Here is a 24,816-nt window from a genome sequence, read left to right as displayed (position 1 = left end):
GCAGAGGTGACGACCGGTCACACGCTAGAGCGCCCCCACCCCTGGTACGGCTTCCGACCATTCCAGCGCTTTTGGGAAGGGGACGCGCATCGGCCGCTCCGCCACCCGAACGAGTGAACATCACTCATGAGTTGGCGAACAACTTCGCGCGAGGGGCTTCCCGCGCCCGTGCGGTGTGCCGGTTGGATCTTCCGCGCGGGCTTTGGCAGGATGCCCGCCCGCAGCTTCCCGGAGGCCTTCCTTCCGTCTTGCGCGCACCCCTCGGAGGGTTGGTACAGGCCAGATTCGGCCGTTTGGAGACGCTGTGAAGGAGTGATGCAGGCCGGCTCGGCCCGGGGGCAGACTGAGGATCATGCGCACCGAAGCGGTCACCCTCCCCGGCAGCCCCGAACGCCCCAACGAGGACTGGGCGGCGACGGCTCTCCCCTCGTACGGCGGGGGCGGAGCGGTCGTGGTGCTCGACGGGGTGACACCGCCCGCCGGCGACGACGGCTGTGTGCACGACGTGCCCTGGTTCACCGCGCACCTCGGCGGCGCATTGACCGAACTATCCGCTTCGCGCCCCGATCTGACGCTGTCCGAGATCCTGGCCATGGCAATCCGGCGCACCGCGGATGCCCACCGGGACACCTGTGACCTTTCTCACGTACGCACTCCGCAGGCGACCGTCGCGATGGCCCGCTGGGACGCGACCTCGGTCGAGCATCTCGTCCTTTCGGACTCCGCGCTGCTCCTCGAGGCGCCGGACGGGTCGGTACGGGCGGTGCTCGACGACCGTCTCGACCGGATCCCCGACGAGATCCGCCGCTCCCTGGAGGCGACGGACCGTCTGCGGAACCAGGAGGGCGGCTTCTTCACGGCCGCGGCGGATCCGGAGGTGGCACGGCGCGCGGTGACGGGGACGACGCCCCGGTCGGCCGTACGGGCGCTGGCGGCGCTCACGGACGGAGCGACGCGGTGGGTGGAGCTGTTCGAGCAGGGCGGCTGGGCGGACTGCTTCGGGGTGCTGAGGAAGGAGGGGGCGCACGGGCTGCTCGCGCGGGTCCGGGCGCTCGAGGCGGAGGACGAGGTGGCGGGCGGCAGCCGCCGCTGGAAGCTGCACGACGACGCGACGGCGGTGTACGCGGAGCTGTAGGCGGAGCTGCCGGCGGAGCTCCGGCGGACGCGGACGGGCGCTCTCCGCGAACCGGCGGCTGCGGACCGGATTGCAGCGCCCGACCACCCGGCCGTCCGGGCCTCAGCCCTCCGCGCGGGTGTTCAGCTGGTGGAGCAGGCGGGCCAGTTCGGCGACCTCGCCCCGGTCCCAGTCCGCGAGCTTGCGGACGTACCGCCCGCGCCGGGCGTCCCGTACGCGTCGGAAACGGTTCCTGCCCTCCTCCGTCAACCGCACGAGCGAGGCGCGCCCGTCGGCCGGGTCGGGGTCGCGGGCGACGAGGCCGAGCTCCTCCAGGGCGCGCAGTTGGCGGCTCATCGTCGCCTTGCCGACGCCGAAGTAGCCGGCGAGATCGGTGGCGCGCTGCGGGCCGGTGTCGTCGAGCCGTACGAACAGGCCGTAGGCGGCGGGCTCCAGTTCGGGGTGGACCTCGCGGGCCATCTCGCCGGACTGGGAGCGGGCGCGCCGCAGAAAGACCGCCAGTTCACGTTCCAGGGCGAGGAATTCCTGGTCCACACCACTCCTGCCGGTGGGCTCGCCTTCACTCCCCGTACCGCTTCCGTGCACGTCAGCACCCCTCGCGCGCTTTCCGGTCGCTGAAAGTTTCTTTCGGCCGCGGCCATCGCCGCAGCTCCTCCAGTATTTCGCAGGCGTAGACCAACGGCAGCACCCAGGCCCCCTTCCGTCGGGCGGGTCTACGTGCGTAGCGTCTTCCCCAGCGGCTTCGCTGACATGTCCATACCAGGTCATGTCTCCACCCCCACCGCCTTTCGGAGGCACGCAATGCCCGTGCACAGATCCGGAAAGACTCTCGCCGGCGCCGCGTTCGCGGCCCTGGCCCTCCTTCTCCCCCTCACCCTCTCCGGTCCGGCGAACGCGGCCGACACCGAGGCCGCGCCCCCGCGCGGCTCCGCCCACATGGGTATGGGCGTCATCGAGCACGACGGACAGAGCGGAACCCCGGGCACGCCCCGGGCCGTCCAGACCGAGGGCGTGGACGTCTCCAGCCACCAGGGGAACGTGGCCTGGTCGACCCTGTGGAACAGCGGGGTGAAGTGGGCCTACGTCAAGGCGACGGAAGGCACCTACTACAAGAACCCCTACTTCGCGCAGCAGTACAACGGCTCGTACAACGTGGGCATGATCCGCGGCGCGTACCACTTCGCCACCCCGGACACGACGACGGGCGCGGCGCAGGCCGACTACTTCGTGAACAACGGCGGCGGCTGGTCCAGGGACGGCAAGACACTGCCGGGCGCGCTGGACATCGAATGGAACCCGTACGGGGCGACCTGCTACGGCAAGACGCAGTCCGGGATGGTCGCGTGGATCCGCGACTTCCTCAACCGCTACAAGGCGCGGACCGGTCGTGACGCGGTGATCTACACGGCGACGAGCTGGTGGACGCAGTGCACCGGCAACTACTCCGGCTTCGGCGCGAGCAACCCGCTGTGGATCGCGCGGTACGCGTCGACGGTCGGCACGCTCCCGGCGGGCTGGCCGTACTACACGATGTGGCAGTACACCTCGTCCGGCCCGACGGTCGGCGACCACAACCACTTCAACGGCGACCTCTCGCGCGTGCAAGCGCTGGCGAACGGCTGAGCCCGACCGCCCCTTCGGCGGCCTCCCGGGTGCGCGGCGGCGCGCCCGGGAGGCCGCCTTCGCCTTTCTCCGCCCACCCCCTTGCCCATTGGTATGGACCAATGCGACGCTCTTGGGCGACGCGTACGGCTTTCAACTTCCGTACGTGACCCGCTCGTTGCTCGTCCCGTACTCCCCCACGCACGAGAGAGAGCCCCGCATGCCGTCGTACCGTCGCACCGCAGCAGCCGTCACCCTGTCCGCGGCCGCGCTGATCCCCCTCACCCCGTCCACCGCCGGCGCGCACGGTGCCGTCTTCAACCCGGTGAGCCGGGTGGCGGCCTGTTACGCGGAGGGGCCGGAGACGCCGAAGTCGCAGGTCTGCAAGGACCTGGTCGCCGACTCCGGTACCCAGCCGCTCTACGACTGGAACGAGGTGAACATCGCCAACGCGGACGGACAGCACCAGGCGGTCATCCCCGACGGCAAGCTCTGCTCGGCCAACCGCGAGAAGTACCGGGCGCTCGACTGGGCCCGCACGGACTGGCCGGCCACGGCGGTCGGGGCGGGCTCCTTCGACTTCAAGGTACGGGTGACGGCGCCGCACTCGGGCACGATGACGGTCTACATCACCAAGCAGGGCTTCGACCCGACCCAGCCCCTGAAGTGGTCGGACCTGGACGCGACCCCGGTCGCCACCTACGCCACCACCCGCACCGCGACGGACGGCCACTACACCTTCACCGGCACCCTGCCCGCCCGCACCGGCCGCCACATCGTCTACAAGGTCTGGCAGCGCAACGACAGCCCGGAGGCGTTCTACAGCTGCTCGGACGTCACCTTCGGCGGTACGACGGCGGCCTCGGCCCCGAGCGAGGCGAAGATCGCCGCGGGCGCCGACCGCTCCACCGTGAGCCACGCGGGCCACGGCGGAGACGAGCAGGCCCCCGCCCTCTCCTCCGAGACCGCGCAGGCGTCCCCGTCCCCGCTCCCGCTCGCCCTCGCGGGCGCCGGCGCCCTGGCGGCCTTCGGGGTGGGCAGCCTGCTGCTGGCGCGCCGCCGGAACTCCTGACGTACGCCTGACCGACGACCACGTACGACGAAGCGGGGCGCCCCTACGAAAGGGGCGCCCCGCTCCTCGTACCGAACCGGCTTACGCCGCCGCGCTCACCGCGACCTCCGCCGGGGAGAGTGCGATCTCCAGGACCTGGCGGACGTCCGTGACCGGGTGGACCTCCAGCTTCTCCAGGATCTCCGCCGGGACGTCGTCCAGGTCGGCCTCGTTGCGCTTCGGGATCACGACCGTCGTGATGCCCGCGCGGTGGGCGGCCAGGAGCTTCTGCTTCAGGCCGCCGATCGGGAGGACCCGGCCGGTCAGCGACACCTCACCGGTCATCGCCACGTCCGTCCGGACGAGCCGGCCGGAGAGCAGCGAGGCCAGCGCGGTCGTCATCGTGATGCCCGCGCTCGGGCCGTCCTTCGGGACCGCGCCCGCCGGGAAGTGGATGTGCACGCCCCGGTCCTTCAGACCGGTCACGGGCAGCTCCTGCTCCGCGCCGTGCGAGCGCAGGAAGGAGAGCGCGATCTGCGCCGACTCCTTCATCACGTCGCCCAGCTGGCCCGTCAGGGTGAGCCCCGCCGCGCCCGTCTCCGGGTCCGCGAGCGACGCCTCCACGAAGAGGACGTCACCGCCCGCGCCCGTGACGGCGAGCCCGGTCGCCACACCCGGCACCGACGTGCGCCGCTCGGCCGGGTCCTGGGCCGACTCGGGCACGTGGTGCGGGCGTCCGATCAGTCGGCGCAGATCGTCCACACCGACCGAGAACGGCAGCTCCCGGTCGCCCAGTTCGTGCTGCGCCGCGACCTTGCGCAGCAGGCGCGCGATGGACCGCTCCAGGTTCCGTACGCCCGCCTCGCGGGTGTACTCCCCCGCCAGCTTCCGCAGGGACGCGTCCTCAAGGACCACCTCGCCGGGCTCCAGGCCCGCCCGCTCCAGCTGCCTCGGCAGCAGGTGGTCACGGGCGATGACGACCTTCTCGTCCTCCGTATACCCGTCGAGCCGCACCAGCTCCATCCGGTCGAGCAGCGCCTCCGGGATGGCCTCCAGGACGTTCGCCGTCGCCAGGAACACGACGTCGGAGAGGTCCAGTTCGACCTCCAGGTAGTGGTCGCGGAAGGTGTGGTTCTGCGCCGGGTCCAGCACCTCCAGGAGAGCGGCCGCCGGGTCGCCGCGGTAGTCGGAGCCGACCTTGTCGATCTCGTCGAGCAGGACCACCGGGTTCATGGACCCGGCCTCCTTGATGGCCCGGACGATCCGGCCGGGCAGCGCGCCGACGTACGTACGCCGGTGGCCGCGGATCTCCGCCTCGTCCCGGACGCCGCCGAGCGCGACGCGGACGAACTTCCGCCCCATGGCGTGCGCGACGGACTCGCCCAGGGAGGTCTTTCCGACGCCGGGCGGACCGACGAGCGCCAGGACGGCGCCGCCGCGCCGGCCGCCGACCACGCCGAGACCGCGCTCGGCGCGCCGCTTGCGCACCGCCAGGTACTCGGTGATCCGCTCCTTCACGTCCTCCAGGCCCGCGTGCTCGGCGTCGAGGACGGTCTTCGCGCCCTGGATGTCGTACTGGTCCTCGGTCCGCTCGTTCCACGGCAGTTCGAGGACGGTGTCGAGCCAGGTGCGGATCCAGGACCCCTCCGGGGACTGGTCGCTGGACCGCTCCAGCTTCTCGACCTCCTTGAGGGCGGCCTCCCGCACCTTCTCGGGCAGGTCGGCGGCCTCCACCCGGGCCCGGTAGTCGTCGGACTCGTCGCCCTCCGTCTCGCCGTTGAGGTCGCGCAGCTCCTTGCGTACGGCCTCCAGCTGGCGCCGCAGCAGGAACTCGCGCTGCTGCTTGTCGACGCCCTCCTGGACGTCCTTCGCGATGGACTCGGCCACGTCCTGCTCGGCCAGGTGCTCGCGCAGCTGCGCCGTGGCGAGCTTGAGGCGGGCGACCGGGTCGGCGGTCTCGAGGAGTTCGACCTTCTCCTCGACGGTGAGGAAGGGGGAGTAGCCGGAGTTGTCGGCGAGCGCGGAGACGCCGTCGATCTGCTGGACCCGGTCCACGACCTGCCACGCGCCGCGCTTCTTCAGCCAGCTGGTGGCCAGTGCCTTGTACTCCTTGACCAGTTCGGTCACGGCGCCGGGCAGCGGCTCGGGCACGGTCTCCTCGACGACGCTGCCCTCGACCCACAGGGCCGCACCGGGACCGGTCGTACCGGCGCCGATCCTGACGCGGCCGCGACCACGGATGAGCGCGCCGGGGTCGCCGTCGGACAGCCGGCCGACCTGCTCGACGGTGCCGAGGACGCCGGTCCCGGCGTAGGTGCCGTCGATGCGGGGCACGAGGAGCACCCTGGGCTTGCCCGTATCGGATCGCGCGGCGGCCTGGGCGGCCTCCACCGCGGCGCGTACGTCGTTGTCGGACAGGTCCAGCGGCACCACCATTCCGGGCAGCACGACCTCGTCGTCGAGCGGCAGCACAGGCAGGGTGAGCGGTGAGGACGTCGAAGCCATGATCTCCCCTTCGGCAGTCAAGTTGAGCTATGTGGACTCAATGCACGCGCCCCGCCGAATGTTCCCCCGCCCCCGTTCGCTCTGAGCGATCACCTCTGGCGCGGGGCGGAGCACCCGCCTTGTAATACCTCCATGGATATGGCGTCTATTACATCCGCATGGGTGGCCGGCTGGACCGTCTCGCGGGGCACCCCGCCCGCCGTCGTCGAACCCTGGGGCTACCGGATCGACGTCGGCCTGCCGACGCACGTCTTCCGGCATGTGCTGCCGGCGCCGGACGCGGTGTCCGTGGGCAAGCTCTGCGCGGAGATCACCGAGCCGAACGCCTGGTTGAAGGTGATGGCCGGGCCGGAGGAGGTCGAGGAGTGGATCACCCCGGGATGGACCATCCCGGACGATCCCGGCTTCATGATGACCAAGGCGCTCGACGCGGGTGCGCGGCCGCCGGCGCCGGAGGGGTACGCGCGGACGACGGAGACCCGGGACGGGGTGATTCGGGTCCGGATCGTGGCACCGGACGGCACGCTCGCCGCCCGCGGCCAGATGGCCCCGACGGGCGCGACGGCGGTCGCCGACCAGATCGAGACCCACCCCGACCACCGCCGCCGCGGCCTCGGCGCGAACGTCATGCGCACCATCGAGGCGGCGGCCGCACAGGCGGGAGCCGTGACAGGAGTCCTCTCGGCGACGACGGACGGCCTGGCGCTCTACGACACCCTGGGCTGGCGCCACGAGGGCCCGCTGACGGGGATCGTGCGGGACGCCTGACGAGGGGGCGGGGGGCGGGGGCGAGGGGCGGGGTCGGCGTGGCCGGGCCGCACCCGAACTCCGCCGCGGCCGCGGGCGGGCGCGGGGCGGAGCGCCGTGCGCCCCCCGGTGCGCCCGGCGCTCCGGGATGGTGACGGAAAGGTGCGCGGAACTGCAACCTCCGGGTCCACCCCGTGCGTTCAGTCGTCGTGACGACCAGCTACCCCGGGTGCGGGCAGTGCATCGAGGACGGTAACCCCGGCGGACCACCACCCGCCGGAGGCGACGTGGGCCGTGCCGAGGAGGACTCGTGCGACGCCCACCTCGTCCACGCCGTCGCCGACGGCGACAAGGACGCCCTGTCGCGGCTGTTCGCCCGGCACGCCGGCGCCCTCTTCGCGTATCTGCTCAACCGCGGATTCCCCGCCCAGACCGTCGAGGACGCCGTCCAGGAGACCTTCCTGACGGTGTGGAAGAGCGCGTCCGGCTTCCACGAGGGCAGCGTTCCGGCCTGGCTGCGGCGAATAGCCCAGTGCCGCGCGATCGACCTCGAACGCGCGGCGGGCCGCCACCGCGCCCTGGAGGACCGGGCCCGTGAGCACACCCCCGCCTCCGCCCGGACGGCCCCCTCCGCGGAGGACTGCCTGCTCGCCTCCTCGCCCCGCTACGCCGCCATAGCCTTCGCCCTCGCGGGGCTCCCCGCACCGCAGCGCGAGGTGATCGAGCTGCGCTACCTCCAGCAGTGCAGCGTCCGTGAGACCGCCGAGCGCCTCGCCGTCCCGGAGGGAACGGTCAAGGCCCGCGCCGCCCGCGGCTGTGCCCGCCTGCGCGAGTGGCTCGCGGCCCAGCGGGACGCGGAGACGCCGGACGACGACGCGTTGGGAGGAGGTGCGTACGACGTCCAGGACCGAGCCCATGGCCGGGGCAGGGACAAGGACCGGGACCGGGAGCGGGTCCCGCGCCCCCGCCCGTGACCCGCTCCCTCGCCCCGACGCACACGCCGCCACTCCCGAAAGCAGCCCTCGCATGACCGAGCTCTCGCCCCCCACGACCAGCCCGGCCCCCACCTCGCCCGGTCCGGGCCCCGACCACCGCCATCTCCCCGAGCGCTGGGTGGCCTTGTACGCCCGCGGGGAGCTCTCCCCCGACGTCCTCGGCCATGCCGAGGCCCATCTCGAACGGTGCCGCGCCTGCGTGGACGCCGTCGATCTCGCGGTACGCGGCGGGCCGCACGGCCCCCGTCTCGACGCCCTGCACGCGGCTCTGGTCAACAGGATCGGCTGAGGGCATGCTCGGAGCCATGGTGCTCAGGGACGTGGTGCGCAGGAGGCGGTACGCGGTGCTCTGGGCCGCGTCGGCGGTGCTGGTACCGGTGCTGGCGGTGACCGGGTGCAGCGACCAGGGCACCCCTCCGCCACCGGTGGCGACCCAGGGAGGGACCCCGGACGGAAGCGCGAAGCCTCCGCCGCCCGGCACCGGGACCGTCCCCGCCCCACCCGTCCCGACCGGTCCGGACGGGACCGTGACGAACGACGAGGAGCCCGGCCCCCGGGAGGTCCTCGTCGAGGTGAACGTCGACGGCGGTCTCGCCGGCGTCTCCAACCAGCTGATCGTCCACTACGACGGCAGTTACACGACCCGCACCGGCACCAAGCCGCCACGGACCGGCCGCATGACCCCCGCCGAAGTGGCGGAGCTGCGCGCGGCGCTGGAGGACCCGGCCTACTCCAAGGTGCCCGCACGGCCGAGCGGGAAGCCGGTGTACGACGGCTTCAGGTACGTGATCTCGTACGACCACCGGGTCGTCGTCGCCGCGGACGGCGAGCGCCCGACGGCGCTGCAACGCGTCTTCGCGGCGCTGCCCGACGGCGGCCCGCCGACCGGCCACTGACTCCGGTCGGCCGCCCCTGCCTCGGCGTCGGCCGTCGCGTGAACCGCCGACCGTCGGCCGAGCGATAGAGGGGCGTGAGACTGTTGCGCCCCGAACGGGGAGAAGACCGGGACGACTCCGCGCTGTTGCGCGCGGTCGCCCGGGGCGACGCCGAGGCGCTGGCCGTGCTGTACGACCGGCACGCGGGCTGGCTGCACGCCCGGCTGGCCCGGCGCTGCACGGACGAGGAGACCGTACGGGAGGTCCTCCAGGACACCTTCGTCACGGTCTGGCGCTCCGCCGGTTCCCACCGGGGCCGGGGTGAGGCCGGGGGCTGGCTGTGGGTCGTCGCCGCGCGCCGCCTGGTCGACGCCCAGCGCGTCCGGGCCCGTGCGGAGCGCGCCGCGCCCGAACCGATCGCCCCCGCCCCCTCGGCGGAGGACCGGGTCCTCGCGGGCCTCGAGTACGGAGACGTCGGCGCCGCGCTCGACCGGATCTCGCCCGAGCTGCGCGAGGTGCTGCGGGCCACGGTCGTCGACGGCCTGACCACCCGCGAGACGGCCCGGCTCCTGGGGATACCGGAGGGCACGGTCAAGACCCGCGCCCTGCGGGCCCGTCGCGAACTGCGCGCCGCCCTCGGCCCGCACCCCCTGGGAGGCACCGCATGAGCGCGCCGTGGCACGTGACCGATTCCCTGGCCGCCCGCTACGCGTCGGGTTCGGCGGCCGAGCCCGACGCCTGGTCCCTGGAGAAGCACGTCGAGGTGTGCGGCGGCTGCGCGGCCCGCGTGTCGACGGCGGTCCGCGCGGGGGGCGCGGGCCCGGTCCTGGCGGACGTCCGGACGGCGCTCCTGGAGACGGTACGCACGGAGGCGGCCGACGCGCCCCGCCGCCGGGGCACGGGCCTTCGGCTCGCCCCCGCCTCCCGCTGGGCGCGCGTGCTCTGGGCCGCGGGCCCCGCGCTGCGCGGGTCGTGGCTGGTGGCGGTGCTCGTCGTGGTCGCCGCCGCGGCGGGGCTCGCGTACGGCGCCGGGTTCCGGGGGGCGCGGCCGGTCCTGCTCGCCGTCGCCCCGGTCCTGCCGCTCGCCGGGGTGGCCGTCTCGTACGGACGTCACGCCGACCCGATGTACGAGATCGGCGTGGCGACACCCTCCGGCGGGCTGCGCCTGCTGCTCACCCGGGCGGCGGCCGTGCTCGGCGTGTGTGTGCCGGTGCTGACCGCAGCCGGAGCGCTGCTGCCACCGGTCACGGGCGTACCGGGCGCGGCGGCCTGGCTGCTGCCCGGGCTCGCGCTGACGCTGGCGGCCCTGGCCCTCGGCTCGTTCGTGGGCTGCCGCGCGGCCGCGCTCACCCTCACCGGCGGCTGGCTGCTCGCAGTGACCGGACCGGTGCTCGGACGGCCGGACGCCACGGCCGAGTTGGCCCGCTACCTCTCGGGCCCGGCCGCACAGGGCGGTTGGGCAGCCGCCGCCGTCGCCTGCGCGGGCCTGCTGGCGTTGCGACGCCGTTCCTTCGACCATCTGGAGACCCGGTGACCACACGGACCACACCGAGCGCCGCACTCACCACCGTCACGGCGACCGGTCTGACCGTCCGGCACCGCCGCACGGTCGCGCTCGACCGCCTCGACCTGACCCTCGGTCCCGGCGTCCACGGCCTCCTCGGCCCGAACGGCGCCGGAAAGACCTCCCTCATCCGTGTCCTCGCGACCGTGGCCGCCCCGTCGGACGGCCGGGTGGAGCTCCTGGGCCGGGACGCCGGGGCCCACCGCGAGCGGTCGGAGATCCGCCGCCGACTGGGCTATCTGCCCCAGGAGTTCGGGTACTACCCGGGCTTCACGGTCCGCGAGTTCGTGGCGTACGTGGCCTGGCTCAAGGAGATGCCCGCGGACCGCACCCCGGCCGCCGTGGAGCGCGCCGTGGAGCGGGTGGGCCTCGCCGAGCGCATCGACGCCCGGCTGAAGACCCTGTCCGGCGGCATGGTCCGGCGGGCCGGGATCGCCCAGGCGATCGTGAACGAACCGGAGTTGCTCCTCCTCGACGAACCGACGGCGGGACTCGACCCCGAACAGCGCGTCGAGTTCCGAACGCTCCTGAAGGAGATCGGCGCCTCGTCCACGGTGATCGTCTCCACCCACCTGGTGGAGGACGTGGCCGCCGCCTGCTCGGAGGTCACTCTGATCGAATCGGGCCGCGTCGCGTTCCGCGGCACGACCGCGGAACTGACGGCCCTGGGCGAGGAGTCGGCGACCTCGGCCACTGCCGGGGACGGCGCCAACGCGATCGAACGCGGCTACACGGCGGCTCTCCGCGCCCACCGCGCGCCGCAGGCCACGTCGGACCCTTCGGCATCAGACGCGGAGGCAGCGGTGACTCTTCACGCAACGGCCGCGGTGGACGACCCGGGCGGGCGGACGCCCCGGCCGGACCCCTCCGCCGCCCTCGCTCCCGTCTCCCCCGAGGAGACCCGGTGACCGCGACCGCCACCCCGCCCCGCGAGGCCACCGATCCGCCCCGCACCTCCGCCCTCCGCACCGAGCTGCGGCGGGGGGCCGGGCCCTGGGTCGGCGCCGCCGTCGCGGTCACGATCCTCGTGACGATGTACGGCAAGGCGCCCGACTGGCAGTCGCGTTGGACCGACGCCACGGACACGCTGCACGTCGCCACCGGGCTGCTCGCCGGCCCTCTCGCGCTCGCCGCCGGCTGCTGGCAGGGCGGCCGGGAGCGGCGGCGCGGGACGCTGGAGCTGCTGCGTTCCGTCCCGCGCGGCCGGCTGCGCCGTACGCTGCTCGCCGTCGCGCCCTCCGCGCTCTGGCCGGCCGCCGGGCAGCTCCTCGCCACGGCGGTGTGCCTGCTGGCGACCTGGCCGTACGTCGGTGGCGGCCGGCCGTATCTCGAGCTCGTCGCCGCCGACGCCGTCGCGCTCGCCGCACTCGGCACGCTCGGCCATCTCGTCGGGCTGCTGGTGCCGTGGCGGCTGACGGCACCGCTGCTCGCGGTGGCCGGGTATGTCGGGCTCGGGATCGGCGCGTACACGGAGAGTCCCGCCCGCTGGCTCAGCCCGGCCGCCGAGCACTCCTCCCCCTGGGAGGAGCCCGTGTGGTGGTTCGCCCCCGCCTCGGCCGTCTGGACCGGAGGTCTCGCCCTGGCGGCCCTCCTCGCGTACGCGGCGCGCCCCGCGCGGCTGCGGCTGCTCGCCCTGCTTCCGCTCGCCGCCGCGGTCGCCGCGGCCGTGCCGGTGCTCCGGCTTCCCGACGAGGGGGCGTGGCGCCCGGACCGCGAGGCGATCCGTCCGGTCTGCGACGGCGGATCGCCCCAGGTCTGTGTGCCGGCCCTGGACCGCGGACTGCTGCCGGACATCTCCCGCGCGCTCGCTCCGCTCAACGAGCGGCTGCGCGGGCTGCCGGGCGCCCCGGTCCGCTGGGTGGGCGGCCCGAGCGGCCCGGGCGCGGGGGAGATCGAACTGCCGGACCCGATGTCGGACGCGGTACGGGGCCGGCTCCGGAGCCCCGACCTGTACCTCAACTCGGCCGTCCAGTTCCTCTTCTCGGAGACCTGCCGCTCCGAGGACTTCGCCGGACCGGACGTCGAACGGCTCGGCGAGATCCATCTCGCCGTGTCCGAGTGGCTGGCGCCGACACCGGAGGACTACGGCATCCCCGTGGGCCCGGTCGCGCAGCGGGACCTCGACGCCCTGCGCGCCAAGTCCCCGGCCGCCCAACGGGAGTACCTCGCCCGCTACATGGCGGCGGACCGCTGTCGCCCCGAGGAGGTGCCGATCCCATGAGCGGCCTCGGCACCGGCCTCGTCCTCTACGCACGCTCGCGCACGCTCCCCGGCGCCGTCGCCGCCCTGTTGGGCACGGCTGCCGCGGCCGCCTGGGCCGCGGCCTGGCTCCGGTCCCATCCGGGCTTCGACCACACCGCCCGCGTGCCGGTCGTCGTCCTCGGCCCGCTGTTGGCCGCTTCGGTGGTCGGGGCGAGCCTGTACGCGGCGAGCGACGAGCTGGACCGTACGGCGACCCGCCCGTGGCCCCTGCGCCGCACCGCGCACCTGCTCGCCCTGACCGCCCTGGCCGTCGTCACGCTGGCGCTCGCGGTGCCGGGTCACCCGGAGGAGTTCGGTGGGCCGGCGATCGTCCGCAACACCCTGGGCTCGGTGGGTGTGACGGCCGCCGCGGCGGCGCTGATCGGCGCCCGGCCGAGTTGGCTGCCGATGACGGCGTACGTCGGCTCGGTCTACGTGGCGGCGCCGCCGGCGCCCGGGGGCGGCGCCGCGCTGTGGGCCTGGCCGATGCAGCCGGGTCCGCAGGCGGGCGCCTGGGCGGTGGCGCTGGGGGCGTTCGCCGGGGGCGCGGCGCTCTACACGTTCCGCGGCGCCCGCCCTCCCGTACGGCGCTGAACCCGACCGTCCTCCCACACGGAGCTGAACCGACCCGACCGCCTCGGCGTCGCCGACGTATCCGTTTGTCCCGGCCGCCCCCGCCCCGCGAGGATGGCCCGGACAGACCGTCTGCCGAGACCGGGAGTGAGTGAACATGTCCAGCCCCGTCACCCTCGACCGCCGCGAGGGTCCGTACGGAGAAGTCGTGCTGCGCCGACGCGACGAGCACTTCGAGATCATCGCCAACGGCACCTTCCTGATGGACACCTCGGACGGTCGCTCCGAACGGCTCCTGATCGACGCGGCGATGGACGCCCTCGGCGGACGCACCGCCGCCTCCGTGCTGATCGGCGGTCTCGGCGTCGGTTTCTCCCTCGTCCACGCGGCCGCCGACCCCCGTTGGGGCCGGATCGCCGTCGTCGAGCGCGAGCAGGCCATCATCGACTGGCACCGCGAAGGGCCGCTGGCCGCGATTTCCGGACAGGCATTGGCCGATCCGCGCAACGTGATCCTGCACACGGACCTGGTCGAGTTCGTCCACAACTCCCCCGACACCTACGACGCGCTCTGCCTGGACATCGACAACGGGCCCGATTGGACCGTCACCGAGGGCAACCAAAGTCTGTACTCCGCCGAGGGGTTGGCGGCCTGCGCGGCCCGCCTGAACCCCGGCGGGATCCTCGCCGTGTGGTCCGCGCAACCCTCTGCCGATTTCGAAGCGTCCTTGCGGAATGCCGGATTCAGCGGGGTACGGACGGAAGAGATCCCGGTTGCCCGGGGCGTCCCGGACGTGGTGCACCTCGGCATCAGGCCTGCGTAGCCGGGATGCTCCCGGTGCCTCTAGGCTGCTGGCCGACACCAGCGATGCGAGGCGGGGCAATGGAGCAGACACACACCACTCACCACGGTGCGGCGCCCACTCCGGGTGCGCAGCGGCGGGTGCTGGTCGTCGAGGACGACACGACGATCGTGGATGCGATCTCCGCGCGGCTGCGCGCGGAGGGGTTCCTCGTCCAGACGGCGACCGACGGCCCGGCCGCGGTGGACGCGGCCGAGGCGTGGCAGCCGGACCTGATGGTGCTCGACGTGATGCTGCCGGGGTTCGACGGCCTGGAGGTGTGCCGCCGGGTCCAGGCCCAGCGGCCGGTCCCGGTCCTGATGCTCACGGCGCGCGACGACGAGACGGACATGCTGGTCGGACTCGGCGTCGGCGCCGACGACTACATGACCAAGCCGTTCTCGATGCGTGAGCTGGCCGCCCGGGTGCACGTGCTGCTGCGCCGGGTGGAGCGGGCGGCGCTGGCGGCCGTGACGCCGCGGAGCGGGATCCTGCGGCTCGGCGAGCTGGAGATCGACCACGCGCAGCGCCGGGTCCGGGTCAGGGCCGAGGACGTGCACCTGACGCCGACCGAGTTCGACCTGCTGGTCTGCCTGGCGAACACGCCGCGTGCGGTCCTCTCCCGCGAGCAGCTGCTCGCGGAGGTCTGGGACTGGGCGGACGCCTCGGGGACCCGGACCGTGGACAGCCACATCAAGGCGCTGCGCCGGAAGATCGGGGCGGAGCGGATCCGTACGGTCCATGGCGTCGGATACGCGCTGGAGACCCCGGCGCCATGAGCCGACGGGGGCCGCGCCCCGAGCGCCGCGGCAGGCGCCGGATCCTCATCTCGATCAAGACCAAGCTGGGCACGCTGGTCGTCGGGGCGGTCCTGCTCACCTCGGGCCTGGCCCTGGTGGCGATACGCACCTCCACGGAGTTCCGCTACATCACGATCTTCGCGATGATCGCGACCCTCCTAATCACCCAGTTCGTGGCGCAGTCCCTGACCGCGCCGCTGGACGAGATGACCACCGTGGCCGGGTCGATCTCGCGCGGCGACTTCAGCCGGCGGGTGCGCGGAGCGGACCGCCGCGACGAGCTCGGCGACCTCGCCTCGACGATCAACCGCATGGCGGACGACCTGGAGGCCGTCGACCGGCACCGCAAGGAGCTGGTCGCCAATGTCTCCCACGAGCTGCGCACCCCCATCGCCGCGCTCCGCGCGGTCCTGGAGAACGTCGTGGACGGGGTCTCCGAGGCCGACCCGGAGACCATGCGGACGGCACTGAAGCAGTCCGAGCGGCTCGGCCGGCTGGTGGAGACCCTGCTCGACCTGTCACGTCTTGACAACGGTGTCGTCACGCTCAAGGCACGCCGTTTCGAGGTCTGGCCGTACCTCTCGGGGGTGCTCCGGGAGGCCAATCTGGCCGCGTCCCAGCGCGGCCTGTCCTCCACGTCCGGGCTGCACAACCGTACGGACGTCCATCTGCACCTCGACGTCTCGCCGCCCGAGCTGACCGCGCACGCGGACGCGGAGCGGCTGCACCAGGTGATGGCGAACCTCATCGACAACGCGGTGAAGCACTCGCCGCCGCACGGCCGGGTGACCGTACGGGCCCGGCGCGGGCCGTGGCCGGACTCGCTGGCGCTCGAGGTCGAGGACGAGGGCCCCGGTATCCCGGAGGCGCTGCGGCACACGGTCTTCGAGCGGTTCAACCGTGGCCAGGTGCCGGCGCAGTCCGGTCCGGGCAGCGACGGCGGTACGGGTCTCGGGCTCGCGATCGCCCGCTGGGCGGTGGATCTGCACGGCGGGGAGATCGGAGTGGCCGAATCGTCACGCGGCTGCCGGATCCAGGTCACTCTTCCGGGAAGCCTTCCGGCGCGGGATTGACGTAGGGTCGAACCGGAAGCACATGTTCTGCGTGTACGTGATCAGGACGTGGTCAGGGTTGTTCCGCGGAGCGGGGGGCAACCCCGTTCTCTCGTACCCGCGAGAGGGCAGAACCACGCTTGTTTCCCGCCATTCCCTGCCCCGAAACACCGTGTCAAGTGTGACTTGCGCGACGTTGGAGCGCCCGGCCTGCACCTCTCGGCCAGGGAGGCGTAGCCTTTATTTCCGCTGTCCATCACCTTGTGAAGCGGAAGAGGGCGGTTACCGCCGTGTCGTCTCAGTCCCCCAGTACCCCGAGTACCTCCACCGGCCAAGACGGGCAGGGTCAGAACCCTGCGACCGCCTTCGGCGCCAATGAGTGGCTCGTCGACGAGATCTACCAGCAGTACCTCCAGGACCCGAATTCGGTCGATCGTGCCTGGTGGGACTTCTTCGCCGACTACAAGCCCGGTGCCACGGAGAAGACTCCGGCCGCCGCGCCGCAGGTGAGCCCCGCACAGGCTGCACCTGCCGCACCCGCCGCTCCGGCGCCCGCGCCCGCCACGGCCGCTCCGGCCCCGGCTGCCGCCGCCGCGGCTCCGGCCGCCGCCCCGGCTCCGGTGAAGCCCGCTCCCGCCGCCCAGGCGCCCGCGGCGCCGGCCAAGCCCGCCGCCGCGCCTGCCGCGAAGGCCCCGGCTGCCACCGAGGCGCCCGCCGGTCCCGAGCTGATCACGCTGCGCGGTCCCGCCGCCGCCGTCGCGAAGAACATGAACGCCTCGCTGGAGGTGCCGACGGCCACGTCCGTCCGCGCCGTCCCGGTGAAGCTGCTCTTCGACAACCGGATCGTGATCAACAACCACCTGAAGCGCGCCCGGGGCGGGAAGATCTCCTTCACGCACCTCATCGGCTACGCGATGGTGCAGGCGATCAAGGCCATGCCGTCGATGAACTACTCCTTCGCGGAGAAGGACGGCAAGCCGACCCTGGTCAAGCCGGACCACGTGAACTTCGGCCTCGCGATCGACCTGGTGAAGCCGAACGGCGACCGCCAGCTCGTCGTCGCCGGCATCAAGAAGGCCGAGACGCTGAACTTCTTCGAGTTCTGGCAGGCCTACGAGGACATCGTCAAGCGCGCCCGCGTCGGCAAGCTGACGATGGAGGACTTCACCGGCGTCACCGTCTCGCTGACCAACCCCGGCGGCCTCGGCACCGTCCACTCCGTGCCGCGTCTGATGCCCGGACAGTCCGTGATCATGGGCGTCGGCTCGATGGACTACCCGGCCGAGTTCCAGGGCACCTCCCAGGACACCCTGAACAAGCTGGGCATCTCCAAGGTCATGACGCTGACCTCGACGTACGACCACCGGGTCATCCAGGGCGCCGCCTCCGGCGAGTTCCTGCGGGTCGTCGCGAACTACCTCCTCGGTGAGGAGGGCTTCTACGACGACATCTTCAAGGCCCTGCGCATCCCCTACGAGCCGGTCCGCTGGCTCAAGGACATCGACGCCTCGCACGACGACGACGTCACCAAGGCCGCGCGGGTCTTCGAGCTGATCCACTCCTACCGGGTCCGCGGCCACGTCATGGCCGACACCGACCCGCTGGAGTACCGCCAGCGCAAGCACCCCGACCTGGACATCACCGAGCACGGCCTCACCCTGTGGGACCTGGAGCGCGAGTTCGCGGTCGGCGGCTTCGCCGGCAAGTCGATGATGAAGCTCCGCGACATCCTCGGTGTGCTGCGCGACTCGTACTGCCGCACCACCGGCGTCGAGTTCATGCACATCCAGGACCCGAAGCAGCGCAAGTGGATCCAGGACCGTGTCGAGCGCTCGCACTCCAAGCCGGAGCGCGAGGAGCAGCTGCGGATCCTGCGCCGCCTGAACGCGGCCGAGGCCTTCGAGACCTTCCTGCAGACCAAGTACGTCGGTCAGAAGCGGTTCTCCCTGGAGGGCGGCGAGTCCGTCATCCCGCTGCTCGACGCGGTCATCGACTCCGCCGCCGAGTCCCGCCTGGACGAGGTCGTCATCGGCATGGCCCACCGCGGCCGCCTGAACGTCCTCGCGAACATCGTGGGCAAGTCGTACGCGCAGATCTTCCGCGAGTTCGAGGGCAACCTCGACCCGAAGTCGATGCACGGCTCCGGCGACGTGAAGTACCACCTGGGCGCCGAGGGCACCTTCACGGGCCTGGACGGCGAGCAGATCAAGGTCTCGCTCACCGCCAACCCCTCGCACCTCGAGGCGGTCGACCCGGTCCTCGAGGGTGTCGTCCGCGCCAAGCAGGACGTCATCAACAAGGGCGGCACGGACTTCACCGTCCTGCCGGTCGCCCTGCACGGTGACGCGGCCTTCGCCGGCCAGGGTGTCGTCGCCGAGACGCTGAACATGTCGCAGCTGCGCGGTTACCGCACCGGCGGCACGGTCCACATCGTCATCAACAACCAGGTCGGCTTCACCGCCGCCCCGGAGTCCTCGCGTTCCTCGATGTACGCGACCGACGTGGCCCGCATGATCGAGGCGCCGATCTTCCACGTGAACGGCGACGACCCGGAGGCCGTGGTCCGCGTCGCGCGGCTCGCCTTCGAGTTCCGCCAGACGTTCAACAAGGACGTCGTGATCGACCTCATCTGCTACCGCCGCCGCGGTCACAACGAGGGCGACAACCCGCAGTTCACCAACCCGCAGATGTACAACCTGATCGACAAGAAGCGTTCGGTGCGCAAGCTGTACACCGAGTCGCTGATCGGTCGCGGCGACATCACCCTCGAAGAGGCGGAGCAGGCGCTCCAGGACTTCCAGGGCCAGCTGGAGAAGGTCTTCGCGGAGGTCCGCGAGGCCACCTCGGCGCCGGCCCCGGCGCACGTCCCGGACGCCCAGGCCGCGTTCCCGGTCGCCGTCACCACCGCGGTCTCCCAGGAGATCGTGAAGCGGATCGCCGAGTCGCAGGTCAACATCCCGGAGCGGATCACGGTCCACCCGCGTCTGATGCCGCAGATGCAGCGCCGCGCGGCCTCCATCGACGACGGGACGATCGACTGGGGCTTCGGCGAGACCCTGGCCATCGGCTCGCTGCTCATGGAGGGCACCCCGGTCCGGCTGTCCGGCCAGGACTCCCGCCGCGGCACCTTCGGCCAGCGTCACGCGGTCCTGGTGGACCAGGAGACCGGCGAGGACTACACCCCGCTGCTCTACCTGGCCGAGGACCAGGCCCACTACAACGTCTACGACTCGCTGCTCAGCGAGTACGCGGCGATGGGCTTCGAGTACGGCTACTCGCTGGCCCGCCCGGACGCGCTGGTCATCTGGGAGGCCCAGTTCGGTGACTTCGTCAACGGCGCGCAGACCGTCGTCGACGAGTTCATCTCCTCGGCCGAGCAGAAGTGGGGCCAGACCTCCGGCGTCACGCTGCTCCTGCCGCACGGCTACGAGGGCCAGGGCCCGGACCACTCGTCCGCGCGCCCGGAGCGCTTCCTCCAGATGTGCGCCCAGGACAACATGACGATCGCCATGCCGACCCTGCCGTCGAACTACTTCCACCTCCTGCGGTGGCAGTCGCACAACCCGCACCACAAGCCGCTGATCGTCTTCACCCCGAAGTCGATGCTGCGTCTGAAGGCCGCGGCGTCGAAGGTGGAGGAGTTCACCACCGGCGGCTTCCGCCCGGTGATCGGCGACGACACGGTCAACGCGGCCGACGTCCGCAAGGTCGTCTTCTGCTCCGGCAAGGTCTACTACGACCTGGAGGCCGAGCGTCAGAAGCGCGGTGTCACGGACACGGCGATCATCCGTCTGGAGCGCCTGTACCCGCTGCCGGGTGCCGAGCTCCAGGCCGAGATCGCCAAGTACCCGAACGCCGAGAAGTACCTGTGGGCGCAGGAGGAGCCGGCGAACCAGGGTGCGTGGCCGTTCATCGCGCTCAACCTGATCGACCACCTGGACCTGGCGGTCGGCGCCGACATCCCGCACGGCGAGCGCCTGCGCCGGATCTCGCGTCCGCACTCCTCGTCCCCGGCGGTCGGTTCGGCCAAGCGCCACCAGGCCGAGCAGCAGCAGCTGGTCAACGAGGTCTTCGACGCCTGATCCGCTGCACCGGTACGTGTACGTCGAGAGGCCCGGCACCCCGCGAGGGGCGCCGGGCCTCCGGCGTTCACCGGCCGGGGTTACACGTACGCCTCGAAGTCCCAGTACGGGCGGATCCGCTGGCGGGCCGAGAGCGTGTGCGGGTGCTGGGCCCCCAGAGTCCTCGTCAGGGTGAGCAGCGCGTCCTCCTCGACCTTGCCTGCCTCCTCGACCTCGCGCAGACCCCGCAGATCGGCGGCGAGCGCGATCTGGCAGGACAGGGTGAGCGGGTGGTCGTTGCCGAGGGTGTGCCGGGCCCTGCGCAGCGTCTCCCGGCTGAGCTCGGTCGCGTCGGCGACCCGGCCGTTGAAGTTCCGGGCGCCGGCCGCGTTGAGGGCGCAGCCGAGGACCCAGGGGTGGTCGGGTCCCAGGGAGGCGGTGAGTCCGGCGAGGGAGGCCTCCAGCATGGCCATGGCGTCGGCGCGGTCGCCGCGGGCCTGCATGACGAGTCCGGTGCTGGAGAGCATGCCGGTGGCGAAGGGGTGGGCCGGGCCGAGGAGCGCCCGGTAGCCCGACTCGGCCTCGTCGATGAGGTCCCTGGCGGCGGCGAGGTCACCGTGCTCGCGCAGATAGTTGCCGTAGTCGTTGATGAACGCCAGGGTCATGTAGTGCCCACGCCCGTGGACCTGTTCCAGCTGGTCGAGCACGCTGGACATGGTGGCGCTGATGTCCTGCTGCGAGCCGCCCTCCCGGCGCCGGCACAGGGCCAGCTGGGCGCGGGCCTTGAGCGTCTGCGGGTGCAGCGCGCCGAGGACCTGGACGTGCATCTTGAGGGTGGACTCCTGGCGGGCGAGCGCGTCGCGGTAGCGGCCGAGCAGCCGCAGGTCCTGTGCGCAGGCGATGGAGGAGTTCAGGGTGTTGGCGTGCCGGGGCCGCAACAGGGTCTCGCGCCGGGCCAGGGTCTCGACATCGAGGTCGTACGCCTCCTGGTAGCGGCCGAGCAGCCGCAGCCCCACGCCGAGATTGAAGCGGGCCACGAGGGTGACGAACTCGGTCTCGCCGAGGAGCCGTTGGGCCTCGTCGAGGACCTCGCGCTGGAGGGCCTCCGCCTCCGCGTACTGGCCGAGGTGGCGCAGGTCGCTGGCGATCGCGCCGTTGCAGAGCATCATGCCGAGCTCATGGGGCGGGGTGGCGGCGCGCAGTCGCTCCTGAAGGGCGTGGTCGAGCTGGTACGCCTCCCGGAACCGGCCGCTGGAGCGCAGGACGTTGCCCTCCTGGGTGGTGAGGTCCATCATCGGCTGGGCCAGCGGGTCCATGAACTCGCTCCAGCTGGAGCGGATCTTCTCGGCGAGCCGGGCGCCCGCCTTGAACTCCCCGCTGCGGTAGCAGTAGCGCAGGCAGTTGAGGACGGCGTTCTGGATGCGCGGGTCGCGGCTGGCGAGGGCGCCGGACGGCTCCAGGTGGGGCAGGAGTTCGGCGTAGCGGGGCCAGTGGCGGCTGTCCATCGGGTTGCCGGGGTCGGCCTCGGCGAGCAGGTTGCGGACGGCCTTGCGGTGGGCGGCCCGGGTGGGGCCGTCGGTCAGCCTGGAGACGATGTCGTGGACCAGCCGGTGCATGTGCACGGACTCCTGGTGCGGTCCGATCTCCGTGCTGGTGACGGGGCCGCGCGACTCCCGGGTGAGGACCGAGTAGTTGACCAGGGTGTCCAGGGCCCGGGTCCAGGCGGCGAGGTCCGCGTTCATCCATCGGAGGTCCTCGGGGACATCGGCCTGGGGGTAGGCGCGGACGATGCCGAGGGGGATGCGGCCGGGGGCGAAGGAAGCGCACAGGCTGAGGATCTCGACGGCCTGCGGCTGGGCACGCCGGAGCCGGTTGATCAGTATCGACCACGAGGTGAGGGAGGCGTGCGGGAAGCCCTCGCCCGCCGCGGTCTCGTCGACGGTGGAGAGCCGACCCTCCCGGACCATCCGCAGATACTCGGCGACCTCCATGCCGGACTCGCCGAGCCAGGAGGCGGCCTGGACGAGCGGCAGGGGTACGTCGCCGAACTCGGCGGCGACCTCGTCGGCCTCGACTCCGCTGATGTGCGGGGCGCGGCGCATCAGATAGCCGGTGGACTCGGCACGGTCGAAGCTGGGCACCTGGACGATGTCGGTGTGGTCGCGCCAGGCCAGGTTGCGCGAGGTGATCAGGACGTGTCCGGTGCCGTGCGGCAGCATCACGTCGATGCCGTCGGTGTCGTCCCAGCCGTCGAAGATGACCAGCCACTTGGACCGCGGGTCGCCGCGGCGCAGCGCCTCGCGCACGGCGCGGATGCGTTCACCGGGTTCGTTTCCGACGGCCAGGCCGAGCTCGGCGGCGAGTTCACCGAAGCGGTCGCGCTGGACGTTGCGGTCGTCGGAGTTGACCCACCAGACGACGTCGTAGTCGGGGCTGAAGCGGTGGGCGTACTCGGCGGCGATCTGGGTCTTGCCGATGCCGGACATGCCGAGCAGGGTGCAGGCCGCGTTGCCGCGTTCGGCGTCCATGAGCCGTTCCTGGAGCTCGGTCAGGAGGTCGTCGCGGCCGGTGAACCGGGGGTTGCGGCGCGGGATTTCGCCCCAGATCTCGGGAGGCGTGTCCGGGTAGCGGACGGGCGGTCCCGACACTCCGCGCCGGCCCGCGGGGCGGCGCGCCTCGACGGTGAGTCGGGCGAGCAGGCGGGCCTCGGCCTCGTCCTCGCCGACGCCCCAGAGGCTGACGGGTTCGAGGACGGCGGTCGCGGGGAGCAGGGGCCGGTTGGTGAGGTTGACGGCGGCGAAGCGCTCGGCGTGGGCCGCGACGAAGCCGCGCAGGACGTCGTTCCACTCGCCGGCCGGGCGCGGTCCGAGCTCGAAGAACCAGTCGTTGAGGACGAGGAGGACCTGGCCGCGGGCGAGCAGCAGGTCGCCGAGCGAGTCCTCGAGCGGCACCTCGCGCGGCGGGTCCCAGCGTTGCAGGGTCGACCTGACCCCGTGCGCTTCGAGACGCTGTGCGATCCAGGCGGCCCAAGGGCGGTGATAGCCCGGGAAGACCACCAGGACATGCTCGGGCGCCGCCGCGGCGCCACCCGTACGCCCTTGTTCCGCCATCAATGTCTCCCTATCCCGCTCACGCGCCACGTAGTGTCATCTCTCGTCGACACAGTGTTACTCAAGGGGTCTACGGACCGCGCCGAGGCTCGCATGATGCCTCTTCATTTGGTTCGCGAACTCCCGTCCTGCGATGGTCAGTTCATCGGATTCAAGCAGGATCTCCAGCGCTCCGCCCACCTGATCGTGGAAGCGCTCGAACCGCTGTCCCGCAGCCGAGCGCCAGGACTCGGGCGCCCTCGGGGCCACGGCGGCCCGCCGCCACAGGTCGGTGAGCGCGAGGTGCGCGTACGCGCCCTGGAGGACACCGGCGATCGGTCGGGGATCGGTCCGCCAGCCGACCCGGTGCACCGCGGTCCGGCCCGGACGGTGCAGCGGTACGAGTTCGTGCAGGGCGGCCAGCTTGCTGTGGTGGATCTCGTGGACCAGCGTCTCCGCCATCGCCCGCGCGCTCGACGGCAGCGAGGCGAGCACGGCCCCGGGCGCCGCGCGCAGGGTGGCGCTCATCGGCACCGGCGGCTGTCCTCCCCCGGACAGCGGGACGACCGCCCGCACGACGCGCCGGACCTCGCCGGCGCGGACGGGGTCGACGCGTTCCAGGAGCTGGTGGGCGCCGCGCCAGCGGGTGGACCAGGCGCCCGCGTCGGTGGCGGCTCTGTCGGTGGCCGCCCGCGGTGGGGCGCCGACTCCGCCGGGCGGCACACGGTACGGGTCAAGGTCGTCGAGCAGGGCGACGGTCCCCGGCAGGGCGTGCAGGCCGGTCCAGGCGGGGCCCAGGCCGGTGAGGCGGCCGGTGCAGGGGTGGGAGAGGAGGAGGGCGCCGCAGCTCGCGCGGGATCCCTCGGGCCCGATGCGTACGATACGGGCGCGAGCCCGTATCCGTACCCGCTCGGCCCCCACGTGGAGGCGGCCCGCGCCGGTCAGGGAGAGCGTGCCGGTGGGCGTGGCGACGGTGAGGTCGAGGGGGCAGCCCGCGCGCAGTGCGGCCGTGACGGCGATGGACTCGAGACGGTCGAGCCTGCGGTCGAGGGCCTGGCCGACCGGGGCGGCGAGCGCGGTCGCGAGCCAGGCCCCGGTCGTCGGGTAGTCCAGGACGTCACGCACCACTGCGGGGTGGGCCCGTTCGGCCTGTTCGAGCAGGTGCCAGGCGGCTTCGAAGCGGCGGGCGACCGCACCGTCGACGCTCTCCCGTTCGCGCTGAACCCGGATGAGCAGGGCCTTGAGCAGGAGCAGTCGGCGGCCGCGCAGGCCCGTGTGGAGCGCGGACATGCCCACCGGCGCGGGACCGGTCCTGGCCAGCTCGGCGAAGTCGGCTGCGGACAGGGGGGTCGTCGTCATCGTGCGCCCTCGGCGCCGGCCGGTGGCCGGCGCCGGAAACTGACCTGAAAGCGCCGGTGCGGGCCGGGCCCTTCAGGGATTTCCCTCACTGACCCAGGATTCGCCCAGTTCCCGGCAGTGGCCGAGCACCCGCTCGACCTCGGCGACGAGCTCGGGATGGTCCATGCCCCGCAGGGTCCGCAGGTCGACGGCGGCGAGGTCGGGCAGGGGCGGAGGCTGTGCGGCGTCCTGGTCGACACCGGTCGCCCACCCCGTGTGATCCAACACCCTCGGCTCCTCCTCACCGACGTCTGTCCCCCACGGTCGTAGCGGCGGAGCGGTTCTTC

The 24,816-nt window shown here is 72.7% G+C and carries 20 protein-coding genes and 1 pseudogene; 16 read left to right on the top strand and 5 right to left on the bottom strand.

Features of this window, described 5'->3' with window-relative positions:
- Positions 1-352: 352 nt before the first annotated feature.
- Positions 353-1,135 carry a hypothetical protein gene (locus ACFV9D_RS02625; protein ID WP_385139760.1) on the top strand — a complete coding sequence of 261 codons (783 nt, stop codon included), beginning with the start codon at positions 353-355 and terminating at the stop codon, positions 1,133-1,135.
- Positions 1,136-1,237: 102 nt separating this feature from the next.
- Here ACFV9D_RS02625 and ACFV9D_RS02620 read toward each other — a convergent pair whose 3' ends face one another.
- Positions 1,238-1,720 (bottom strand): MarR family winged helix-turn-helix transcriptional regulator, encoded by a 483-nt coding sequence (locus ACFV9D_RS02620; RefSeq protein WP_385139757.1) that lies wholly within the window; start codon positions 1,718-1,720, stop codon positions 1,238-1,240.
- 216 nt (positions 1,721-1,936) lie between these two features.
- Here ACFV9D_RS02620 and ACFV9D_RS02615 point away from each other — a divergent pair, with 216 nt between their 5' ends.
- Together ACFV9D_RS02615 and ACFV9D_RS02610 are read left to right on the top strand one after the other, a co-directional pair.
- Positions 1,937-2,758, top strand: coding sequence for a lysozyme (locus tag ACFV9D_RS02615; RefSeq protein WP_385139755.1), 822 nt, complete (start codon positions 1,937-1,939; stop codon positions 2,756-2,758).
- Positions 2,759-2,957: 199 nt separating this feature from the next.
- A complete protein-coding gene (locus tag ACFV9D_RS02610; protein WP_385139752.1) occupies positions 2,958-3,809 on the top strand; it encodes a lytic polysaccharide monooxygenase in 852 nt (283 codons plus the stop codon).
- 81 nt (positions 3,810-3,890) lie between these two features.
- On the opposite strand, the gene lon is transcribed toward ACFV9D_RS02610, so the two are convergent.
- Positions 3,891-6,293 (bottom strand): endopeptidase La, encoded by a 2,403-nt coding sequence (gene lon, locus ACFV9D_RS02605; protein WP_385139749.1) that lies wholly within the window; start codon positions 6,291-6,293, stop codon positions 3,891-3,893.
- A 132-nt stretch (positions 6,294-6,425) separates the two neighbouring features.
- On the opposite strand from lon, the gene ACFV9D_RS02600 reads away from it, so the two are divergent.
- The 13 genes and pseudogenes from ACFV9D_RS02600 to ACFV9D_RS02540 all read left to right on the top strand — a co-directional run bounded on the left by ACFV9D_RS02600 (position 6,426) and on the right by ACFV9D_RS02540 (position 20,063).
- Positions 6,426-7,061 (top strand): GNAT family N-acetyltransferase, encoded by a 636-nt coding sequence (locus ACFV9D_RS02600; RefSeq protein ID WP_385139746.1) that lies wholly within the window; start codon positions 6,426-6,428, stop codon positions 7,059-7,061.
- Between the two features lie 188 nt (positions 7,062-7,249).
- The gene (locus tag ACFV9D_RS02595) at positions 7,250-8,014 is read left to right on the top strand and encodes an RNA polymerase sigma factor (RefSeq protein ID WP_385139743.1); all 765 of its coding nucleotides are present in this window, start codon (positions 7,250-7,252) and stop codon (positions 8,012-8,014) included.
- 52 nt (positions 8,015-8,066) lie between these two features.
- A complete protein-coding gene (locus ACFV9D_RS02590; protein ID WP_385139740.1) occupies positions 8,067-8,324 on the top strand; it encodes a hypothetical protein in 258 nt (85 codons plus the stop codon).
- Between the two features lie 16 nt (positions 8,325-8,340).
- Positions 8,341-8,931, top strand: coding sequence for a hypothetical protein (locus ACFV9D_RS02585; protein ID WP_385139737.1), 591 nt, complete (start codon positions 8,341-8,343; stop codon positions 8,929-8,931).
- Between the two features lie 74 nt (positions 8,932-9,005).
- Entirely contained in the window at positions 9,006-9,578 is a 573-nt protein-coding gene (locus tag ACFV9D_RS02580) for an RNA polymerase sigma factor (protein WP_385139734.1), read from the top strand.
- Positions 9,575-10,444 (top strand): zf-HC2 domain-containing protein, encoded by an 870-nt coding sequence (locus ACFV9D_RS02575; RefSeq protein WP_385139731.1) that lies wholly within the window; start codon positions 9,575-9,577, stop codon positions 10,442-10,444. The genes ACFV9D_RS02580 and ACFV9D_RS02575 overlap by 4 nt, the downstream gene beginning before the upstream one ends.
- Positions 10,441-11,241 (top strand): annotated as a pseudogene (locus tag ACFV9D_RS02570) (ABC transporter ATP-binding protein); the annotation flags it as partial. The gene ACFV9D_RS02575 and the pseudogene ACFV9D_RS02570, both read left to right, overlap by 4 nt.
- 137 nt (positions 11,242-11,378) lie before the next feature.
- Positions 11,379-12,695 carry a hypothetical protein gene (locus ACFV9D_RS02565; RefSeq protein WP_385139728.1) on the top strand — a complete coding sequence of 439 codons (1,317 nt, stop codon included), beginning with the start codon at positions 11,379-11,381 and terminating at the stop codon, positions 12,693-12,695.
- The gene (locus tag ACFV9D_RS02560) at positions 12,692-13,309 is read left to right on the top strand and encodes a hypothetical protein (RefSeq protein WP_385139726.1); all 618 of its coding nucleotides are present in this window, start codon (positions 12,692-12,694) and stop codon (positions 13,307-13,309) included. The genes ACFV9D_RS02565 and ACFV9D_RS02560 overlap by 4 nt, the downstream gene beginning before the upstream one ends.
- A gap of 136 nt (positions 13,310-13,445) precedes the next feature.
- A complete protein-coding gene (locus tag ACFV9D_RS02555; RefSeq protein WP_385139723.1) occupies positions 13,446-14,111 on the top strand; it encodes a spermidine synthase in 666 nt (221 codons plus the stop codon).
- A gap of 59 nt (positions 14,112-14,170) precedes the next feature.
- Positions 14,171-14,908, top strand: coding sequence for a response regulator transcription factor (locus ACFV9D_RS02550; RefSeq protein WP_137993380.1), 738 nt, complete (start codon positions 14,171-14,173; stop codon positions 14,906-14,908).
- Positions 14,905-16,002, top strand: coding sequence for an ATP-binding protein (locus ACFV9D_RS02545; RefSeq protein WP_385139719.1), 1,098 nt, complete (start codon positions 14,905-14,907; stop codon positions 16,000-16,002). The genes ACFV9D_RS02550 and ACFV9D_RS02545 overlap by 4 nt, the downstream gene beginning before the upstream one ends.
- A gap of 269 nt (positions 16,003-16,271) precedes the next feature.
- Positions 16,272-20,063 carry a multifunctional oxoglutarate decarboxylase/oxoglutarate dehydrogenase thiamine pyrophosphate-binding subunit/dihydrolipoyllysine-residue succinyltransferase subunit gene (locus tag ACFV9D_RS02540; protein ID WP_385139716.1) on the top strand — a complete coding sequence of 1,264 codons (3,792 nt, stop codon included), beginning with the start codon at positions 16,272-16,274 and terminating at the stop codon, positions 20,061-20,063.
- Between the two features lie 80 nt (positions 20,064-20,143).
- Here the strand turns inward: ACFV9D_RS02540 and fxsT are convergent, their stop codons facing one another.
- The 3 genes from fxsT to ACFV9D_RS02525 form a co-directional block, all read right to left on the bottom strand.
- A complete protein-coding gene (gene fxsT, locus ACFV9D_RS02535) occupies positions 20,144-23,152 on the bottom strand; it encodes an FxSxx-COOH system tetratricopeptide repeat protein (protein WP_385139713.1) in 3,009 nt (1,002 codons plus the stop codon).
- Positions 23,153-23,209: 57 nt separating this feature from the next.
- Positions 23,210-24,490, bottom strand: a complete 1,281-nt coding sequence (locus tag ACFV9D_RS02530; protein ID WP_385139710.1) for an aKG-HExxH-type peptide beta-hydroxylase — start codon at positions 24,488-24,490, stop codon at positions 23,210-23,212.
- Between the two features lie 72 nt (positions 24,491-24,562).
- On the bottom strand, positions 24,563-24,757 hold the full coding sequence (locus ACFV9D_RS02525) for a hypothetical protein (RefSeq protein ID WP_385139707.1): 195 nt from the start codon (positions 24,755-24,757) through the stop codon (positions 24,563-24,565).
- Positions 24,758-24,816: the final 59 nt, after the last annotated feature.

The organism is Streptomyces sp. NPDC059875 (assembly GCF_042731085.1).
Taxonomy (GTDB): Bacteria; Actinomycetota; Actinomycetes; order Streptomycetales; family Streptomycetaceae; genus Streptomyces.
Note: the sequence above shows the minus strand (reverse complement) of the source record. Positions and strands in the feature narration are given on the sequence as shown.